This is a genomic window from Flavobacterium sp. W22_SRS_FP1 (assembly GCF_052113685.1).
In the GTDB taxonomy this organism is placed as follows: domain Bacteria; phylum Bacteroidota; class Bacteroidia; order Flavobacteriales; family Flavobacteriaceae; genus Flavobacterium.
In genome coordinates this window covers 87,960-108,302 of the sequence record NZ_JBGQOE010000009.1, presented here as the reverse complement: position 1 = coordinate 108,302, position 20,343 = coordinate 87,960, and the positions used below count along the sequence as shown (strand labels likewise).

Here is a 20,343-nt window from a genome sequence, read left to right as displayed (position 1 = left end):
TATTTTAAATCTGCTATTACTGCTTACTATTTATTTCATTTTGAAGTTCCTCAAATTCTTCAATATTAAAATTGAATTTTTTGTAATTTTTAAAATATTCATTATTTTTCTTAGAAATCAAGTGATTTTCTAGTGCTTTTAAAGGTTTAATTTCCTTTTCAGTTATCAAAAAATAAAAAATAAAAATAAATGTTGGTGTGAAACCTATAAAATACGAATACTTGTCAAAGTTTTTCCAATCTATAAGAAATATAAAAAAATATGCACAAACAAATGATAAAACAAATAAAATGGCTAATATTATCTTATAATAATTGTATTTCTTTTTAGCAATTTTATCAATAGGCTCCTTAATTTTTTTTAAAACTTTAAACTGTTTTGTTTTTTCTATAATAAATAATTCTTTTGATTCTTTTAAATCATTTTCTAATTCACTTTCTGATTCCTCTTTTTTAGCAAGCTTAATTTTTAAGTCTGCATTTTCAGAAGAATGTTGCTCAGCCTTAGATTTAAAATGTTTTTGTTCTTCAATGAATTTATCTAAACTATCTTCTGTAATTACTTGCAACACATCATCAATATTGTCTTTTACTATATCTTCGGGTTTTCTAACATTATTTTTTAAATCGACAAGTCTTGCTTTTACTTGTTCTTCATTTAGTTTTCCCTGTTTAAATTGTTCTTGCAAATCTTCATATTCAAAACCTATTTTCTTATTTAATATAGTAGAAAGAATAATTTGTGATTTAGAAATTATATCAAATGATTTCGGCAAACTGTTTTTGCCAAAACCTTTATTTAATTTAAACCAAAACTTGTTTGTTAAAAAACTCATTGTAGTGGCTAAAGGCACATTTCCTTCTTCTTTTAACAAATCAATCCATGCAACTTTTAAAGTTGTTGAATTACCTGAAAGTAAAATAGCTTTTACATTTTCAAAATTATTTTCAAAAGCTTCCTTTCTATGAATTGAAATATAATTAAGATATTTTAAATATGGGGTAGCATCTCTGTCTAAATCTTTTGAAATTTTCCCTATAAGTTCTTTGCTTACAATGTTATACTTATGATTTCTTTCCGCAAAGTAATCTGAATAATCATCTTCTTCAATTAAGTTTCTTTTAAGTAATTCATAGAAATCTGTTTTCTTAGCTTGTATATCACTTATTGATTTACAACCGTTGATAATTGTAACCATTGCAGTTACACTAGGATTTGGTTTTGAGTTACCTTCAAGTAAATACTTTGCCTTTGTAAAAAAACCTTCAATTTCTATTTTTACGTCTTCAAAATACTTTAGTTTTATAATTCTTTTACCAGCTTTCTGATTAATTTCAGTAATAAATTGTAACAAATCAGAAGCTAAAATTTTATATAATTCTCCATTAAAACCTGCTAAATGAAATAAAATCTCTGTTTCAATATAAATTGTAAATTCAGAATTCCAAGCTCCAAAATTGTTTAAATCATTATTAAATTTTATACCTGAATATAAAATAACCCCTTCTCTAATTTTATCTATTTGTTCCTTAAAATCGCTTTCGCTTTCATGTATTAAAATAAAAGAAGTAATATATTCTAAGCTTTCATTTCCATTTTGCCTGTCTAAAATGTAATTGCAAAATGAGTGTGTTAAAGCTGTCTGTTCTTTTTCATCTAATTTCTTTTGTTTAATTTCCTCTACATACTTTATCAAAGTTTGAATTATGGTTTCGTTTTTCTTCTCGTAATCTTGCTCAAATTCATTGAAATCTTTTAGGATATAGTCATTTGGATTATTTACTGTATAACTTGCTCCAATTCTTGTTAAATTATCAATTCTATTTAGTGAAGTTTTTACAACAGCATTTGGTATATTAAATTCAAAATCATTATTTAGAATTTGAGTTATTTCATCTAACGTGAAATTATAAAGTCCTTTGTCAGAAATAGTTTTTTTCAAATATTCTGCGATAACTCCATATATGTCTTTTCCTAAGTCAAAGAGACCTTTAAATAATGCATAAGAAGCTAATAACTTATTACTGTGTTTATCGTTCATTTTTATAATGATTATGCTCTAATTAAATTTCTAACATCTACCTTACCAGTAACCACTTCACTTATCAAAGCCGTTTTATATTCTTTTAACAACTCGATTTCTTGTTGAGATTTTTTAATTATTAAATCAAATCTATTTAATTCTAATTCTATATGTTCGATTATTTCTTGTTGCTCTTTAGCAGTAGGAATAGGTATTTTTGTTGACTTAACGATTTCCGTATTTAAATTTGGCTGACCATATCCAGCAGCTTCTTCTCTGTATATATTAGTATGAGTCGTAAAGAAGTAGTACATGTAATCTCTTTCAATATTTAGATTTAAAAAAGCTACAGAACCATCATTAATCCCGCCTTTTATAAGAGTTATTCTAGGCACTCCTAAAGTTGCACCACTATTAGAAAGAATTAAAGTTTCGGGCTCTAAAACTCTTGTTTGAATAGCTCCTAATTCTGTTAAAAAGGTATCAGTTGACGTAATGAACTTTCCATTAGCATTAGTCACTTCTTTTACCGTTATCCAAGGTAAAAAATCTCCGTTAAAAAGCAATGGGTCTCCAGCTGGTCTAGGAGAAGCTCCTCTTATTACTTTTGAAATATGACCTATCCTTTTCAATCCCCAATGCTCAGGGATTTCCCCCAGCCATACAATCCCAGAATCTTTCATCTTCACTTTCGGGTCTAAGCCTTTTGTGACAGCTTGATTAATGACCGCAATTCGTTCTTCTTGTAATAAGGTAATAAACTGCTGTTTTTTAGAAATTAAAGTATCTATTTGGGTGGTTTTGTGGTCTAGGTAGTTGGCTATTTGGGTTTGTTCTTCTTCTGATGGAACTAATAATTTAGAAGCCTTTATTAATTCTTGATTTAAAATTTTAGCTCCATATATGTTTTCATTTGAATTGTGAATTAAAATTCTATCTAGTAAATAATAATAATAATTTAAGTTGAGTTTTTCGCTTGGAAAAACAGAAAAAATGGCTTCATTAGTATATATTTCTTTTGTAGTAAATGCCATTTGCCCAACACTTAATTTGAAACTGTAAAGTAAAGAACCTTTAGGTATTATAGTTTTTCCTTTTATAGCAATATCAGTAAGTTTGGTTTTAGATTCAGACACATATTTCCCTTCTAAATCTCGAATAGTTATCCAATCATGTTTGCCATTTTCATAGAATTCATTATTTCCAGTTGAAGGAGTAAAACCTGTATTTATTTGAAAAATTCGGTTAAGTTTATCAACTTCCCAATGACTTGGCACTTCTCCAATCCATTCAATTTCCGAATCTTTATAGCTATCGTATTTCTTCATAATTTATCCGATAACTTCTTTAAGTAAACCATCCGTTTCTTGCTCAATAGCCATGATGTCTTTTCGGATTTCATCCAATGAACGTAGGGGCTTGTAATGGTAGAAATACTTTGTAAAGTTAATTTCATAACCAATGTTGGTTTTGGTTTCATCTATCCAAGCATCTGGAACGTGTGGTAATACTTCCCGTTTCATATAATCTTTCATATCAATTGTCAAAGGAATATTTTCTGTATCTCGCAAAGAAGAATCTACTTTTGGATTTCCTTTTTTATCAGCAACCACTTGCCCTTTGGCATTGCGTTCTGGTCTTTCCACCGTTACTTTGACATAACCAAATTCCTTGTTGTCAAATATCTTGGAATATTCGTTGGGTTTGAAATCGCCATAAATCTTGGTGATTTCAGCTATTTGTTTATTGCTTATTTCGTTTCGTTTATTTCCCAATGATTTGCTCATTTTCTTGGAGAAATCAATGGCATTAATCAACTGTACTTTTCCTTTACGTTCTGTTGGTTTTTTGTTCGATATTACCCAAACATAGGTGCTAATACCAGTATTGTAAAAAAGTTGATTAGGCAAAGCAATTACTGCTTCTAACAAGTCGTTTTCTATAATCCATTGTCGAATACTACTCTCGTTTTTAGTCTTGCTGGGAGAACCCGAAAACAATGGAGAACCGTTGAATACTAATGCCAATCGAGAACCTTCTGGCTTCATCTTGGCCATCAAGTGCATCAAAAACAAGAAAGAACCATCACCAACACTTGGTAATCCAGCTCCAAATCGTCCACCGTGTCCCAACTGTTCGTGTTCTTCTTTTACCTTTTTTGCAAACTTTTCCCATTTCACACCGAATGGTGGATTGGTAATCAGATAATCGAATTTTTGGTCACTCAATTGGTCTTCCGAAATACTGTTCCCTTTTTTGATGTTGGAAGCGTTTTGCCCCTTAATCATTAAATCCGATTTACAAATGGCATAGGATTCTGGGTTTAATTCTTGTCCAAAAACTTCTAATCGGGCATCAGGATTCAGCTCATTTAAGTATTCTTCTGCAACGGATAACATTCCCCCTGTTCCTGCACAACAGTCATAAATGGTTTTGGTGATTCCTTTTTTGGTCAAGATTTCTCTATCGTTCAAGAAAAGGATGTTTACCATCAACTTGATAACTTCTCTTGGTGTGAAATGTTCCCCAGCGGTTTCATTGGAAATCTCAGCAAATTTGCGAATCAGTTCTTCAAACATATAACCCATTTCCATGCTTGAAATATGGTCTGGATGCAAATCGGTTTCTTGAAAACGTTTCACCACCATAAACAACAAATTGTTGTCATCCATCTTGGTAATTTGGTTTTCAAATTCAAATTGTTCTATGATTTCTCTGGCATCTTCCGAGAATCCATTGATATAATTACGCAGGTTTGCTGCAATATTATTTGGGTCAGCAATTAGCTTATTGAAATCGAAATTACTTCTATTGTGAAAATTGTAACCAGCTGCTTTATTGAGTATTGGGTCAAGGTTGTCAATGCTCATAGTCTTCATTTGCTCAAATTTTTTAAGCACAGCATCTTTAGAACTTTCCAGAACACAATCTAATCTTCTTAGAACAGTTAATGGTAATATTATTTTGCCATAGTCACTTTGCTTGTAATCACCTCTTAAAAGGTCTGCAATTGACCAAATGAAATTGGCTGATTCTTTAACGTTTTTCATGTATTGGTAGGTATTTTATAAAAGTTTAAAAGTAGGTATTTTCTTTTTAGCAATCCCTGATTATCAATTCTAAGTTAAAAATATTTTAACAAACAAATTACAGTATTCCTTTTGACAACTAAGGTCAATTAGGTAAAAAGTAGTTTATTATACCCTTAACGGTTTCTAAAGTTAAAAAAATGGTTTAAATTTTTAATGAGTGTTTATTTTTTTAAAAATTTAGCTTAAAAAAAATTAACCTGAAAAACGATAGCCGTGTAATTGTCATTTGAAAATATTTGGCAACTTTTATCAAGCTCATCGATAATCTCGTTAGTCGATTTTGATTCAGAAAACAAAGTTTCTAAATCACTATCAATAAATGATTCAAGTGCTCCATCCGTACACAGCAGAAAATAGTCGTTTTGTTCTATATCTTGTATTAATATTTGGTCTAATTCTACTTGATTTTGAGCACCTTTTATTGATTTGGTCAGCTCATTAGCATCAGGATGAAATAATGCCTCTACAGCGGTCAAAACACCTTTGTTTACGGCTTCACTAACCAAAGTATGGTCATTGGTTTTATATATAATTTTTCCGTCTCGAAATTGATAAACTCGGCTGTCGCCAGCCCATGAAACTAAAATCTTATTCTCTAAGATTTCAGCTACTGCAATTGTGGTTGCCATATAATCCGTAGATGGATTCTTCTTCTTGTAGGAACTTAAAACCTTTTCGGCTTCTTGAACAGCTTCCAAAATAGATTTTGATTTTAATAGTGATTCTTTAACCGTTTCTGCAACTAATTCAGATGCTATTTGACCGTTGCCGTTTCCTCCTAATCCATCACAAACTAAGTAAAATTTTCCCGATTGAAATTGTATAAAATCTTCGTTGATTTCTCTTTTCCCTATTTCAGAAATAAAAGACTCTGATTTAATTGTAATCATTCTTTGGTATGAAATCTAAATAACTGTTTTAAACTTTGTGCTTTTATCTAATTTGGTTCCAACACTTAGAACAAAACCATATTTTCTCCCTGTCAACCTGCTTTACCGTTCCACTAGCACTTGTCATCATACAATCTTTATCATTAGTACAATGTTCTAATCCCAGATTATGCCCAATTTCATGGAGAGCAACTTTTTTTAATCTCTCTAGAAATTTTGCTTTAGGTACGTTCCCTTTTAGTCTATAAGTCGAAATAACACATGTTTTCCCTGGTCTGAATCCCAATCCAAACACACCCCATTCAGGAAAATCATTACTCTTTTTATGTGCAATATCTTTTTCTGTTATAAGTAAGACATTTTCTTTTGAATTACATTTTTTTAAAATTTTTCCCGCTTCGTATCTTGTTCTACTTCCAGCCAAAATATCGGTAGTTAAATTTAGTTTTGACTTAATTACACAGTCATAACCATAAAAGTTATTAACAGAAGTTTTTATATAATCCATGTACTCCTGATTTACATCCCCCAGAGGTCGAATATAAACTGTTTTTGGTTTTGTATTTACAAAGGAAGATGCTAAAAAAAGTATCAGTAATAAAATGGAGATTTTTTTCAATTATTAATTTATTGCTTAATTAATACAGACCCTGCAACAGAAGTCCATTCAATACTATTATTCGATAATTTCCTAAAGGAATAAATTATAGATTGACCATTGGAATATTTTATTTCAGCGGTATAAGTTGTGGATGTAATAGTTTCTGTAACCGTAACTGCATTTCCATATTTTCTGTTCCAATCTACAGATTCTTGCTGACATTGTTTAGCAATTCCCATATTAGTAAAACAAAAATCATTTACAGAGAAACTAAACAAAACTCCAACTGAAATGCTACTTTCTTGACCCCAGTTACCTTGAATCCATGCTGGAGGATGAAAATCAGAATTTGAAGAACTAGTAGAATCATCAGATTTTGAACAAGAACAGACTAGAGCCAACATTAGTAAGATTGAAATTTTTTTCATGTTTTTAGATTTAATTTATTTACAATGATAAGGACTTTAAAATTCTAACCTTTACGGTTTTCCACATTTAAACTTATTTTTTTACAGTTTAGATTAACACTAAATCAATTATTGCTTTGTTAAAGCTGTACATTTATTTTCCAATTCATTTTCTAACAACTATTAGTTTATTATCTTGAGATACAATGTCAATATAATAACTAAGCATACTATCTTTGCTGAAAAGTATACTATCATAATCAACACCTCTTAATTCGAGTTCTTCTACAAATGCATGGTAAATTGCTTTTGTTCTAGCACTAAAATGTTTCAAGCCTACTAGGCAGTTAAAATACTTAGCTAATCTATCTGGAGTAACAAATTCCATATACATTTTGAAGCGTTCATATATTTCTAAATAGTTTGTTTCCTCAACTGGATTTACTTCCTTTTTTCTATATAATATTTTATAGTTTCTTGGAATCTGCTCTATATCATTATTATATTGCCATAGCATCAAAGACTTAGTATGATAGATTAGAATTTGCAGTTGGGCGTATGTATATGTGTTTTTAAATTTACTGTACGTTTCTTTAGTATAATAGGATTGATCTTCCATATACTCGAATAAAAGCCTGTCAAAAAGAAACTTTAATACTTCTTCTATAGTTTTGTCTTTATGAGGAATCTGAAATTTATCAAGTGTGGCAATAATCTCATCCGAATCTGAATAAATTGTTAAACCTACCTTTTCAATTTTTAAAATCTCTTCTGAATTAGAAGATAAAGTTTGCTCTACTTCATCAAAGCCTAAAATCTCTTCCATCAAGGAAAGACTTATTCTGTCTTTATTAATTTTTTTAGAAAACAACATAGCAAGAAGTTTTAATTCGCTACAGAAGTAAAGAAAATAATCGAGATAGACAAGTTTTAGATGGTTTTTGTTTGTGTAATAAACTTTCCGCCTATATTGTAGAGAGGTGTTTTAGAAGCTAATATTCAATGTCGTTTGTTGTAGTTATAGTGTGCTATTAATATATAGTAAAAAAGATAATTTTTTTATTTTTTTTAAAAAAGGCTATTACCTCCTTCCTATGAGATGGACTATACAAGGGAGGTTTTTTACCACCCCCCTATGTATTTATTCTAAAAATAAATTTTAAGATTTTTGAAGTCAAATGATTTTTGAAGTTTCAGAGAATTAAATATATTTTTTTCTACTACAAATCAGGCATGTCTTCAACTGAAAGCTGTTTAATTCCTAATCCCCTCAAATAAGTTAAAGAAACATTAATGCTACTATGTCCCATTACTTGCTGTAATTTATTTAAACTCCCTGTTTTCTCATAAACGTTAATTGCCCCAGTATGTCTAAAGCTGTATAACGTGTTATTTGGTTCAAGTAATTTAGATTTCTTTTTATACCTGCTCCAAAGCGTTTTAAAATAGTCTTCGTTAAAAGAATTTTCGTTATTTGAAAAAATATTTACACCTGAATCACCTTTTTTAAGATGTTTTTGGACAAATAGGGGAATAGGTACAATTCTGTTTTTTTTACCCTTATTTCTAGCTCCTGATAAGCTTATTTGAGAACAATCATTATTAAAATCATCCCATTTTAAATTTCGTATTTCTCGATGCGGTCTTAATAAACAACCATAAGCTAAAAGGCAACATAAATGAAGATTTGTGTTTTCTAAGTAAAGTTCTTCAAAAACTGATTTAATATCTTTTATTGGTTTATGTAAAATTTCTTCTGTTTTTACTAGTTTGATAAATTGAAATGGATTTGTCATCTTAAATTTGATAAACATTTCGGATAATAAAGCTGAATATGTTCTTTTATAATTTAATTGAACACGTTTTGAATTGCTTATATAGTTTATCAAATCCCTTGCGATTAAAGTATCAAATTCACTAAGCATTAAATTACTGTAATTATTACTGTCAATGAATTTAAGTATTTTACTATTTGCCGTTTTTAAATCCTTTTTATAATACGTACTATAGTCTAACTTGATTTTTTGCTCATAAGAACTATTACAAGCTTCAATGAGCCTAATATCTATAGGCTTTACTATCTTATTCCTTTTTTCTTTTACTGGTCTCCAACCTTTTTTTAAACTTTTTGAAAAATAATACAACATTAAGTCTAATTGTTTTTGCTTTTCTTCCACTTTACAAAGATTTGGATTGAAGTTTTCATTAATTGCTTTAGAATTAAAAAAACGGAATCTTTTATCATTATAAGAAAAAGACACGCCAACTCTTCCATCATTCAACTTGAATGCTCTTAAATTTTTAAATTCGTAACTCATTTTTGACACTTTTGTGCCACTTTTAAATAATGCACCCAGTTTTACCATTTGGCGAGGTAGCTCAGTCGGTTAGAGCGCAGGATTCATAACCCTGAGGTCACGGGTTCAAATCCCGTCCTCGCTACGAAAACAAACCCTTAAACAGCAATTGTTTAGGGGTTTTTTAGTTTTATGTTACTCTCAAATAACAAAAAAAAATTAAAAATAATTAATTGAGATAAGTTGTCTAGACTAAACCTCTTTATGTTTTATTTCTTTTATTTTTAAAATTTCTGGTAGCTAACAGGCAAAATATAATGGACGTATTCCTGTTTTATTCATTAGCCGACGAGCTGCGGAAATATAAAGCACATTAAAGCAAATCGAACAATCCTTTTTCTACCCTAAGACTTTTTTATAAGCAAGATTAAAGATAAAGTTACGTACTCTTGATGTGGTAAAATTAAATTTTACAAGAATTTATTGAAGCACCTAAAATTAAAGAAAGGAGATATCGTGGATAATAAACATCAAAAAAAAAATCGTTTTGATCCTATTCATCTTATTTTTTTATTCAATTTTATGTCTTTTATCGGTTTTATTTGCTTTTAAACGGTTTTAAGGTAAGATATATGTATTTTTGGAAGATTAAATAATCAAAACTCTAACCGGACCTATTAAATAAAAATACTAAAACCTCAACGGTTTACACAAAAATTGCGTAACAAATTACCGCGTTGATGAATATCGATTACTAGTTTCTAAAATTAAAAGAAAAAAAACTTTCACTCTAGGAGTCTATGACTAAAATTCTACTTTTTTTGCCTAAAAAATATTTTTTAATAGCTCTTTTGATGAGCATGGCAATCAGCTACTCTAAAGTTTCTCCTTCTAATCTCACGAACACCGCCGCTTTATCATTTTATGATATAAATGACAATATCTTGTTTAATAACACATTCCTTGCAATAAAAATAAAAAGTACATCCTTTACTCGTAATAAAAATTTATCAACAGCGCCTAAGAGCCCAGAAATAAACATTCAAGGTAATGCAACAACAATAGTAGATGGAGACACTACTCCAAGTAGTTTAGATTGGACAGACTTTGGTTCTATGGAAACAACTACAGGAGTAATCATAAAAACTTTTACAATTCAAAATACAGGACAAGCGGACTTGTCAATAGGACCAATAACTATTTCTAATACAGCCGATTTCACAATTGTCACGAGTCCTAACGCTTTGGTTGCTGCTGGAGGCAGTTCAACCTTTTCTATTAGCTTCGACCCTAACACCTTAGGCTTAAAAACGACTACAATTTCGATTATAAACAATGATAGCGATGAAAATCCTTACAATTTTTCTATCCAAGGGACAGGAATCCAAACTTTTTTTGATGGTGATGGGGATGGTGTCGACGATAATTTTGATGTAGATGATGACAATGATGGAATTCTTGATACTACTGAGGAAGCAAATTGTAATAGCGCAAATGGTCATAAAGTAGCGTATAAGTTTCTAAACGAAACTTTTGGCACAGGAGGACGAACTTCAAACTTTACTGCTGCATATAATGCCACAACCACTTATTGTTACGAGGATGGAACTGTAGGCATAAACACATCAGAATGTCCTTTATTGTCATCTAAAATATTAGATGACGGTGAATATACAGTTGTATCTAAAATAACCGGCACAGTAAGCAGTGATCCTGAAAATATTCACGGTGATTTAGCATGGTATAACGGAGAAGATCATACCCCGGACGACATTAACGGAAGAATGGCCGTTTTTAATGCCGCTTTTGATCCGGGCACATTTTACGAAACAACTATCACTGGAGTATTGTCAAATTTACCTATAACATATAGTTTTTGGGTATTGAATATTATGGCACAATCTACTTTTTCTGGCTCGATTTTACCCAATGTAACCGTAGAATTTTATGATTTATCAAACAATTTTCTGACCTCCTTCAATACTGGAAACATTGGCAGATGCGCCGGAAGTACAACAGACAACAGCTGTAGTCAAGGAGTTTGGAAACAATTTACAACTAGTGTCAACCTAGGGAATCTTAACGCTTTTACCATCCGTTTCAAAAACAACGCCCCTGGTGGTGGTGGTAATGACCTAGCATTAGACGACATTTTAATTTCACAAACCTTATGTGATTTAGATAACGATGGCGTTGCGGATATGTTTGACCTAGATGCCGATAATGATGGCATTCCAGATGTAGTTGAAGTCGGCTTAGGCAACTTAAGTAATGGTAAAGGTAAAATAGACGTGCCGTGGGTCGATAGTAACGGAAACGGGCTGCATGATAGTGCCGAATCTGCGGCGGCAATAACTACATTAGATTCTGATGGTGATGGGATACCAAATTATATAGATTTAGATAGTGATAACGACAGTCTTTTTGATGTAGATGAATCTGGTGCCGGAAATACAAATGCTGTTCCAGGCTATGAAAATGGCGATGGCGATATTAACGGAGACGGAGTAGCTGATGGACCAGAATCAGAAACATTTAGGAGCAAAGATGTCAACGGGGATGGAATAGCTGAAGGTTATGGCGATGGAATCTTAGATATTTATGATTACGGTATTGGGACAACAAATCAATACGGAAATTTAGACCAAGGTGTTGCAAATGCCAATCCAGATACTACCTATTTAAAAGATACTGATGGCGATGGAATTCCAGATTATTTAGATTTAACTTCTAATGGAAGTACTTTTGATATTGCAAACACATTGTTGATTTATGACAATAAGACATTGGATTCCAATAACGATGGTATAATTGACGGAACAACAGACATTGACAAAGATGGTATTCTAGATACTTTTGACACTAATGCAGCTCAATTTGGATCACCTAGAGACTTAAACAACAAATTATTTATTGATTTTGATGGTCGCAATGACTATGCCCAAAGCACTGCCATTCTGGGAGGATTAGCTAGCGCATCGCTCATGGCATGGGTAAATTTGAGTGATGATTTCTTAAATGAAGGAGTTGTTGTGGGCCAAAATAATTTTCAAATTCGTATTCGAAACGATAGAAAACTCGAAGTATATTTGAATGGTACATCTACTTATTTTGCTTGGGCATTAGAAAAAAAACAATGGTATAATGTTGCAGCTACCTATGATGGTGCAAACATAAAATTATACCAAAATGGTTCAATGGTAAAAAGTATTGCTTTGACAGGGAATATTACAACAGATCCTTCCCTATTGACCATAGGAAAAAACCCAAGCGCAAAAAACAAATATTTCAAAGGTAAAATTGATGAAGTTCGTGTTTTTAATACAGCCCTAACCGAATCGGAATTACAAAGAATGGTTTACCAAGAAATCAATAATTACAGTTCCGAAATAAGAGGAGAAATAGTTCCTAAAAACATTGCTACCGCACCAGAATCTTTGCCTTTTAGTACTTTATTGGGATATTATCGTTTGGACGTTTACAAAGATAATGTGATTGATGACCTTACTACAATAGCTACAGATCTATCAGGAGCGAGAATCTATAATGTAAAAAACATTCATTTACAAGAGGCACCAATGCCCTTTATTACTTTAAGATCTGAATCTTTTGCCGCTGCGGTAGATGATCCTTCAAAAGATATTCAAGGACTTGATATCATAGATTTTGAATGGTCTATTGTAAAAATCAAACATGACATTACAGAAAACTCAAATTTTGTCAATTTAGGAATGGTTACGGATCCAGGAGTAACTATCGTAATGAATAATGATACTAAAATACAAAACGATTGGTATCTAAAACTGGATGGAAAAATAGATTTAGTAGGAATGTCTCAATTAGTACAAACAACAGAAAGCGATTTAGATGTTACAAGTTCAGGTTCTATAGAACGAGACCAACAAGGGCAATCAAACAAATATAATTATAATTACTGGAGTTCGCCGGTGAGTCCCATAAACACAACTGCTAACAACATGGATTACGCTGTTGCCGCTATGATGAAAGACGGAACTACAGCAATACCTCAAGATATTAATTGGATAGGAGGATATAATGGTGATCCAACACCGCCAATTAGTTTAGCCCGTTACTGGTTATATAAATTTGATAATTATGCAAATGAATACGCAAGCTGGTCACAAATCAATGAAAATGCTACTCTTCGAGTTGGCCAAGGCTTTACACTAAAGGGAAGTGGAGCCAGCACTGGAACTCAGAACTATACCTTTGTTGGGAAACCTAATAATGGGACAATTGATTCAAATACTATTAGCGCTAATCAGTTACTTTTAGCGGGAAATCCCTATCCTTCCGCTTTGGATGCAGAAGAATTTATAAAAGATAATCTAGGCTCCATCGACGGAGCATTGTATTTCTGGGAACATTATACAACTAACACTACTCATGTTTTAAGGGATTATCAAGGTGGTTATGCAGTAAGAAACTTAACGGATGGAGTTCCTCCAGTTTCTCCTGCTTTAATAAGCGGCTCAGGATCTAGCTCAAAAATTCCCGGACGATTTATTCCAGTTGGGCAAGGATTCTTTATTTCAGGAAAATCAGGTTCCATTAATTCAAAAGTAACTTTCCAAAATAGTCAAAGAGCTTTCCATAAAGAGAATGATGTTGATTCGAATACTATGTTTAAAACTAGAGCAAACCATAAAATAAAAACTAATATTAACGACAATGATTCCCTTGTGACAAATAACACTTTTAAAAAAATCCGTTTAGGTTTCAATTCTAATAATGGATACCATCGTCAAGTATTACTTGGCTTTATGAACGAAAATGCTACAAGTGGGATGGATTATGGTTATGAGGGTTATAATTTTGATAATTTCGCTAATGACATGTATTTTCTCAATGGAGTAAATAAGTTAATCATTCAAGGAGAAGGTTTTTTTGATGCAAATAGCTCTTTTCCTATTGGTGTAAAAGCCAATATTGAAGGCAAAGTATCGTTTATGGTTGATGCCTTGGAAAACTTCAGTCCGGACCAATCAGTTTATATTTATGATAGTGAAAATGACAGCTATCACAATATAACAAACCAACCGTTTGAAATTATTCTGCCCAAAGGAGAGAATAAAACTCGCTTTTCTCTAAGATTTACTGATGCAAAATTAGCTGTCAAAGAAGAAGTAATAAATGAAAAAAACTTAGTTATAAGCCATCAAAAAGACAGCAACTCTCTAACAGTTCACAACAGACTAGTAGACAGAAAATTAAATAAAATAACTTTATACAATGTAAATGGTCAAATGATTCTTAATTGGAATTTAGAAAATGAAAAAGATCAAAATATACAACTCTCAATTAAAACGATCAGTTCTGGAATGTACATACTTAAAGTTTATACCTCAAAAGGACAACTAAGTAAAAAAATAATTATACCCTGAAAATTGATCTGAAATTTTCATAAAATAAAAATCTGCATAAAAGGCTGCTTTTTTTTGCTATTTGATGATCTCCATTTGAGCGAAACAAGAAACCTGTTTTGCTTAAGTAAGTAACTTATGTGTAAAAAAGCTCCAAAAAAAAAATTTTTATAAGTCAAAAACGATTCTTAAAAATATCCTCTCTCTATTATTGTTTGGCGTAGATGTTAGGCATAACTCTTGTTTAGCGGCTTTACTTTTCATTTTATTATAATTAAAATTACGCTTCAAAAAATCATACTTAAAATACCTTACTCTTAAGAAAATAACAACTGTACTTCCTCTACTTGAAAAAAGGAAATTAAACTAATATTCAAGTAGTGATTTTACTTGAAAATTCAAATTTTAAAATAGTTCAAGAGATTGGATTTCGTACTGAGTTTGAATCTGCGCAAAAAAAAGAATACTGAATATGTTTTTTATAGTTATCCTTTCTCAACTATATGTAAGATAATTAATATTTTTTTTATGCCATATAATTGAAAATCATGTCACTATGAACAGTAAAAAGCTAAAAAAAGAACGACTTTTACATACTATTCTCCTTACATTTTTACTTTATTTTATGTATTTAAACGGTTTTATATGCTTTTAATCGGCTACTCGTCCATTTCTCCTTACTTTTGATATCAGTAATAAATCAATTGTGAAAAATGTTTAAGCCCCAAATTAACATGAAAAAACTATATTTTGAAAACCCAATGTTTCAATTGTGCTTTTTAATAATGTCATTATTATTTTTGTTGGCACCCACTGAAATGAAAGCTCAAACTTTAACATCTGCGCAGGTTGGATTTTCGCAAAGAACCTCCTCCGCTACGCCAACACAAACCATCTATAATCTCAAAGGTGATTTCACCATGTTAGGGAATACCAACCTAACTCTTGTAAATTACAGTACAACTACTAATAATGAAGGTAATTCGATGAAATACGTGGATATCGATGGTGATCCTTCTACTTTAAATTCTTCTATGGCTACCCTTGAAGCATCTAATTCAGGAGAAAATAGCGCTAACCAAAATTGTTCAACGGTTATTTTTGCAGGGCTATACTGGACTGGAAAATCAAATGACGCGAATGAGACTTTTTCAGTTACAAAAAATTCAGTTACAAAAAATTACGACAAAAAGGTAATTTCCTTAAAAGGACCAGGTGCAACTAATTATACCTCTATCACAGCAAAACCAAAAGGAGTAGATTTCGAAATTCGATTTCCGGGGGCCGCTCAAAGTGGTATTTTTATTGGCTATCAAGAAGTCACTGACTATGTAAAAACACATGGCCCAGGCGCTTATACTGTAGCAGATATTGCCTTAACCGAAGGAACGAACTCAAACCCAGGGTTATCGGGCGGCTGGGTAATGATTGTAATTTATGAAAATCCTATCATGAAAAGTCGTGCAATAACTCTTTTTGATGGTTATGCTTATGTAAACGGACAACGTGCCGGTGGCGGAGAATACGGAACTATTCCAATTTCAGGATTCACCACAGTGGGAGCAGGCCCAGTGAATATGAAACTAGGCGTGATGGCAGCTGAAGGAGATGTAGCTACAAACTCAGGAACTGATTACCTGGCAGTACAAAAACTAAATGCAGACCCAAATGTTTATAACACGACCAACTATTTGACATTAAATCACGCTGGGAACTCCTCTACTAACTTCTTCAATTCCTCTATATTCCCCATACCCGCCGCGGGTAAAAGCGACCCTATTTTACAAAATAATACAGGGGTTGATTTTAGTATGTTTACAATTCAGAATCTAGGAAATTCCGTAATAGGAAATAATCAAACGACTACAAATTTTAGGTTTGGATCCACTTATGAAGTATTTACCATATTTGGTTTCGCAATGTCAGTAGATACCTATATCCCAGAACCCGAAGGTTTTATTTCAATCAATACAATCAATGCTATTTCCAATCCTCCGCAGCCTTATAGTGTATTACCTGGGCAAGAAATATCATATACCCTTGCAATTAAGAACAAGGGTACTGAAGCCATAAACAATAACATAGTGACTATTCCAATATCTAACACCATTAATTTTCTGGTTGGTAGTATCGCTATAACAAAAGATGCGACGGTAACGACGACGAATTCTCCTTATTATGATGCTCCTACTCAATCTATTATTTGGGACATGGGAACACTGCCTTTGCCTTCCGATCCTAATACTTTATTAGCAACACTAACTTTTAAAGTAACTGCAACAGAGGACTGCGCCGTTATTGTTAATAATAGTTGTGATTCTGTAATTTCAGTTAGTGGAACAGTCACTGGTACAGGTGCTGTTTCCGGAGTAGCAGCAACTAAAACAATTTTTAAAGGTTTTGACAATACTACAGGTTGCCAAATTCCAATTACAGAACCTACAATTGTTGCATTAGACACCTCTGGAAGCCCTTGTTTTTATGCATTGGCAGGCCCAGATCAAATCCTTTCTTGTGGAGGAGAGACTGTAAACTTAAACGCAACCTCTGGAACAACAGGTAATTGGACTATTCTAAGCGGCCCTGAGGGTGGAGGAGAAGTGTTTTCAAACAACACCAGCACGAGCTCTACCTTTTATAGCCCTAATGCTGGCGAGTACTTGTTGAGATGGACCACAGGATGCGCAGATACAAAAGATGAAGTTTTAGTGACATTTGTAAATTGTAATATTCTAGATTTTGATGGAATTGATGACAATGTGACTTTTAAAAATAATTACAATTTGAGTTCTGGTTCATTTAGTTTAGAGACTTGGATAAAATCGAATGCATCAAATGGAAACAAGCAAACGATAATTTCGAAACGACAAGGTTCAAGCACAGCCGATGGTTATGATTTAAAATTAGTGAACAATATTATCTCTTTTAATTGGAATGATGGAAACACTATCGAATCCTTACATCCGATAAATACAGATAGATGGTATCATGTTGCAGTTACATTCAACGGTACAAACTATAATTTGTATATCGATGGTATTCCTGTAAAAACAAATGTTGCAGGGAATAACCCTATCCTAAATAATACCGCCAATTGTATTGTCGGAGCAATGGATCAAAGTAGCGGAATCCCTTTTAACTATTTTAATGGATGGATGGACGAGCTCCGTATTTGGAAAGTAGAATTGACAGTAGATCAAATTCGACAAATGATGAACCAAGAAATACAAAACAATGGTGGAAATGTCAAAGGAGCCATCGTGCCACTAGACGTAGCCGGTTTAAGCTGGGCCAATCTTGATGGCTATTACCAAATGAATCCTATAAATGACATTGTTAATGGATATGTTTTAGGCAAAGCCACATCAGCTAAAGACGGAAAATTAAGAAATATTAGTACGCAACAACCAGACACAGCTCCTTTACCTTATACATCCAGAATTAGTAATCAGGATTGGTCAACAGACGACACTTGGACTAATTATCCTGTTTGGGACGCACCTAACGGTTTAGCCATTGATGGATCAACTTGGATAGATTGGAATATCGTTAAAACGGATCACTACATAACCTCCACTGGCAACAAAACAGTTTTGGGTTTATTGGTCAATAGTAACATCTTAAGTGCGGAAAACGATTCGAAAATACAAGTTTCCCATTATCTAAAACTAGATGGAAAAATAGACCTCGTAGGAAAGTCACAATTAATACAAACGGAAGGAAGTATATTAGACGAAAATAGCGCTGGGTCAATAAAAAGAGACCAGCAGGGTCAATCAAACAAGTTTAATTATAACTATTGGAGCTCTCCCGTGAGTTCTATAAATACAACTTCGAATAATACTAATTATACTGTTGCAGGTGTAATGAAAGATGGAACTAACCCCTTATCACCTTCAGCAATCAATTGGGTTGGTGGATATGATGGTGCACCAAGCGCGCCTATCAGCCTAGCACGATATTGGATTTTCAAATTTGATAATTACGCAAACGCTTATGCAAATTGGGTTCAAGTAAGAGAAACTGGATCCATACGTGTTGGTCAAGGATATACTTTAAAAGGAAGTGGAGCGACAGGACCGACTCAAAACTACAGCTTCGTCGGGAAACCAAATAATGGGACAATTGATACAAATACTATTAGCGCTAATCAGTTACTTTTAGCAGGGAACCCCTACCCTTCTGCACTAGATGCGAATGCATTCATAAATGACAATTTAACCTCCATGAATGGTACTTTGTATTTTTGGGAACACTATACTACTAACGACACACATATCCTTAGAGACTATCAAGGTGGTTATGCCCAAAGAAATCTAACAGGCGGGGTCCCGCCAACTTCATCAGGAGTAGACTTTATCAGTGGCTTAGGATCCAGTACCCGGGGTATTCCAAACCAATTTATACCCGTCGGTCAAAGCTTTTTTATATCCGGAAACACAAATCCAACAGGTCCCATCGTTTATAAAAATTCTCAAAGAGGTTTTCATAAAGAGGACGAGACTGATGTTTCAAATATCATGTATAAATCAGCGCCAAAAACTAAGAAAGACAATTCTTTAAATAACAATAATAATGACATTATAGAAAAGGATACTTATAAAAGAATTCGTCTAGGTTATAATTCTAGTAATAATTATCACCGTCAAGTATTGTTGGGATTTATGGAAGAAAAAGCAACTTCAGGTATTGATAATGGCTATGACGGTTTTAACTTTGATAGTTTTACTAATGACATGTATTTTTTGAATAATACGGGCCAATTAATAATTCAGGGAGTTGGCCACTTTGACAAAAATGACGTCTTCCCTATCGGAGTGAAAGCCGATAAAGACGGGATGGTAAAATTCATGATCGATGGGCTTGAAAATTTCGACAAAAACGAAAAAATATTTATTTATGACTCGGAAAATGACAGTTATAACGATATCCAAAAAAACGACTATGAAGTTTTTATTACTAGCGGAGAAAAAAACAATCGCTTCTCACTGTGTTTTGAACAAAAAGGAAAAAAAGGAAAAGAAGAGGAAAATGAAGAAAACATAAAAAAGGAAAACATAAAAATAAGTTATTTTCAGAAAAAAAATATTGTTGAGATAAAGAAAAAATCCTTGAAAACTAAAATTTACAAAGTAACTTTGTTTAATATAGATGGATTACCCGTTGGGAATTGGGATATCGTCGATCAATCGCAACTAAATATCCAGCTACCCATTAAAAATCTAACTTCTGGAATATACATTGCAAAAGTATATACCTCAGACGGTGAACACAGTAAAAAAATTATAATTCAATAAAACAGACGACAAAGTTGAAAACAATCAGAAAACTGCCCAAAAAGGCAGTTTTTTTTTGTTCTTATGTGAACCTAATTGACAGAAAAGAAATGTTAATTTTCAAAAAACTAGTTCCTTATCCACCCAGAAAACAAGTTCATCGGAAAAAAGCATTTACGAGCCAATTATAATTCTTAAATACTTAACTTTAAGATAGATAAGTTTAATTTGTTTTAAGGAATTATCGCTAAACTGGCGGTAATTCATGATAGAATCATCCAACTTGTTTTTTTGTTAAAATTGACAAAAAAAACATGAAAAAAATTACGGTTGATTCATTTTTTTATTGAGCTAGTACTCAAATAAAAAATAC

At 32.3% G+C, this 20,343-nt stretch carries 10 protein-coding genes and 1 tRNA gene; 3 read left to right on the top strand and 8 right to left on the bottom strand.

All coding sequences use genetic code 11. From position 1 onward, the window contains the following. Positions 1 to 16: 16 nt before the first annotated feature. The 8 genes from ACEN2H_RS07370 to ACEN2H_RS07335 all read right to left on the bottom strand — a co-directional run bounded on the left by ACEN2H_RS07370 (position 17) and on the right by ACEN2H_RS07335 (position 9,331). A complete protein-coding gene (locus tag ACEN2H_RS07370; RefSeq protein ID WP_441731676.1) occupies positions 17 to 2,041 on the bottom strand; it encodes a hypothetical protein in 2,025 nt (674 codons plus the stop codon). Positions 2,042 to 2,052: 11 nt separating this feature from the next. Beyond that, complete coding sequence (locus ACEN2H_RS07365) at positions 2,053 to 3,351, bottom strand: restriction endonuclease subunit S (protein ID WP_441731675.1); 1,299 nt, start codon at positions 3,349 to 3,351, stop codon at positions 2,053 to 2,055. Positions 3,352 to 3,354: 3 nt separating this feature from the next. Beyond that, positions 3,355 to 5,073 (bottom strand): type I restriction-modification system subunit M, encoded by a 1,719-nt coding sequence (locus ACEN2H_RS07360; protein ID WP_441731674.1) that lies wholly within the window; start codon positions 5,071 to 5,073, stop codon positions 3,355 to 3,357. A gap of 224 nt (positions 5,074 to 5,297) precedes the next feature. Then, complete coding sequence (locus tag ACEN2H_RS07355) at positions 5,298 to 6,005, bottom strand: PP2C family protein-serine/threonine phosphatase (RefSeq protein ID WP_441731673.1); 708 nt, start codon at positions 6,003 to 6,005, stop codon at positions 5,298 to 5,300. Positions 6,006 to 6,048: 43 nt separating this feature from the next. Next, on the bottom strand, positions 6,049 to 6,624 hold the full coding sequence (locus ACEN2H_RS07350; protein WP_441731672.1) for a matrixin family metalloprotease: 576 nt from the start codon (positions 6,622 to 6,624) through the stop codon (positions 6,049 to 6,051). An 8-nt stretch (positions 6,625 to 6,632) separates the two neighbouring features. Further along, the gene (locus tag ACEN2H_RS07345) at positions 6,633 to 7,034 is read right to left on the bottom strand and encodes a hypothetical protein (protein ID WP_441731671.1); all 402 of its coding nucleotides are present in this window, start codon (positions 7,032 to 7,034) and stop codon (positions 6,633 to 6,635) included. Between the two features lie 145 nt (positions 7,035 to 7,179). Next, positions 7,180 to 7,887 carry a hypothetical protein gene (locus ACEN2H_RS07340; protein WP_441731670.1) on the bottom strand — a complete coding sequence of 236 codons (708 nt, stop codon included), beginning with the start codon at positions 7,885 to 7,887 and terminating at the stop codon, positions 7,180 to 7,182. A gap of 346 nt (positions 7,888 to 8,233) precedes the next feature. After that, a complete protein-coding gene (locus tag ACEN2H_RS07335) occupies positions 8,234 to 9,331 on the bottom strand; it encodes a tyrosine-type recombinase/integrase (protein ID WP_441731669.1) in 1,098 nt (365 codons plus the stop codon). Positions 9,332 to 9,381: 50 nt separating this feature from the next. Here ACEN2H_RS07335 and ACEN2H_RS07330 point away from each other — a divergent pair. From ACEN2H_RS07330 to ACEN2H_RS07320, 3 genes are all read left to right on the top strand, one after another. After that, positions 9,382 to 9,455 (top strand) — tRNA-Met (locus tag ACEN2H_RS07330). A gap of 709 nt (positions 9,456 to 10,164) precedes the next feature. After that, positions 10,165 to 14,715 (top strand): LamG-like jellyroll fold domain-containing protein, encoded by a 4,551-nt coding sequence (locus ACEN2H_RS07325; RefSeq protein ID WP_441731668.1) that lies wholly within the window; start codon positions 10,165 to 10,167, stop codon positions 14,713 to 14,715. Positions 14,716 to 15,428: 713 nt separating this feature from the next. Continuing rightward, a complete protein-coding gene (locus ACEN2H_RS07320; protein ID WP_441731667.1) occupies positions 15,429 to 19,991 on the top strand; it encodes a LamG-like jellyroll fold domain-containing protein in 4,563 nt (1,520 codons plus the stop codon). Positions 19,992 to 20,343 lie beyond the last annotated feature (352 nt).

Excerpts from the sequence above, each read along its gene's own strand:
- ACEN2H_RS07360 (WP_441731674.1), bottom strand. The coding sequence starts at position 5,073 with ATGAAAAACGTTAAAGAATCAGCCAATTTCATTTGGTCAATTGCAGAC.
- ACEN2H_RS07365 (WP_441731675.1), bottom strand. The coding sequence starts at position 3,351 with ATGAAGAAATACGATAGCTATAAAGATTCGGAAATTGAATGGATTGGA.
- ACEN2H_RS07325 (WP_441731668.1), top strand. The coding sequence starts at position 10,165 with ATGAGCATGGCAATCAGCTACTCTAAAGTTTCTCCTTCTAATCTCACG.
- ACEN2H_RS07320 (WP_441731667.1), top strand. The coding sequence starts at position 15,429 with ATGAAAAAACTATATTTTGAAAACCCAATGTTTCAATTGTGCTTTTTA.
- ACEN2H_RS07355 (WP_441731673.1), bottom strand. The coding sequence starts at position 6,005 with ATGATTACAATTAAATCAGAGTCTTTTATTTCTGAAATAGGGAAAAGA.
- ACEN2H_RS07340 (WP_441731670.1), bottom strand. The coding sequence starts at position 7,887 with ATGTTGTTTTCTAAAAAAATTAATAAAGACAGAATAAGTCTTTCCTTG.
- ACEN2H_RS07345 (WP_441731671.1), bottom strand. The coding sequence starts at position 7,034 with ATGAAAAAAATTTCAATCTTACTAATGTTGGCTCTAGTCTGTTCTTGT.
- ACEN2H_RS07335 (WP_441731669.1), bottom strand. The coding sequence starts at position 9,331 with ATGAGTTACGAATTTAAAAATTTAAGAGCATTCAAGTTGAATGATGGA.
- ACEN2H_RS07370 (WP_441731676.1), bottom strand. The coding sequence starts at position 2,041 with ATGAACGATAAACACAGTAATAAGTTATTAGCTTCTTATGCATTATTT.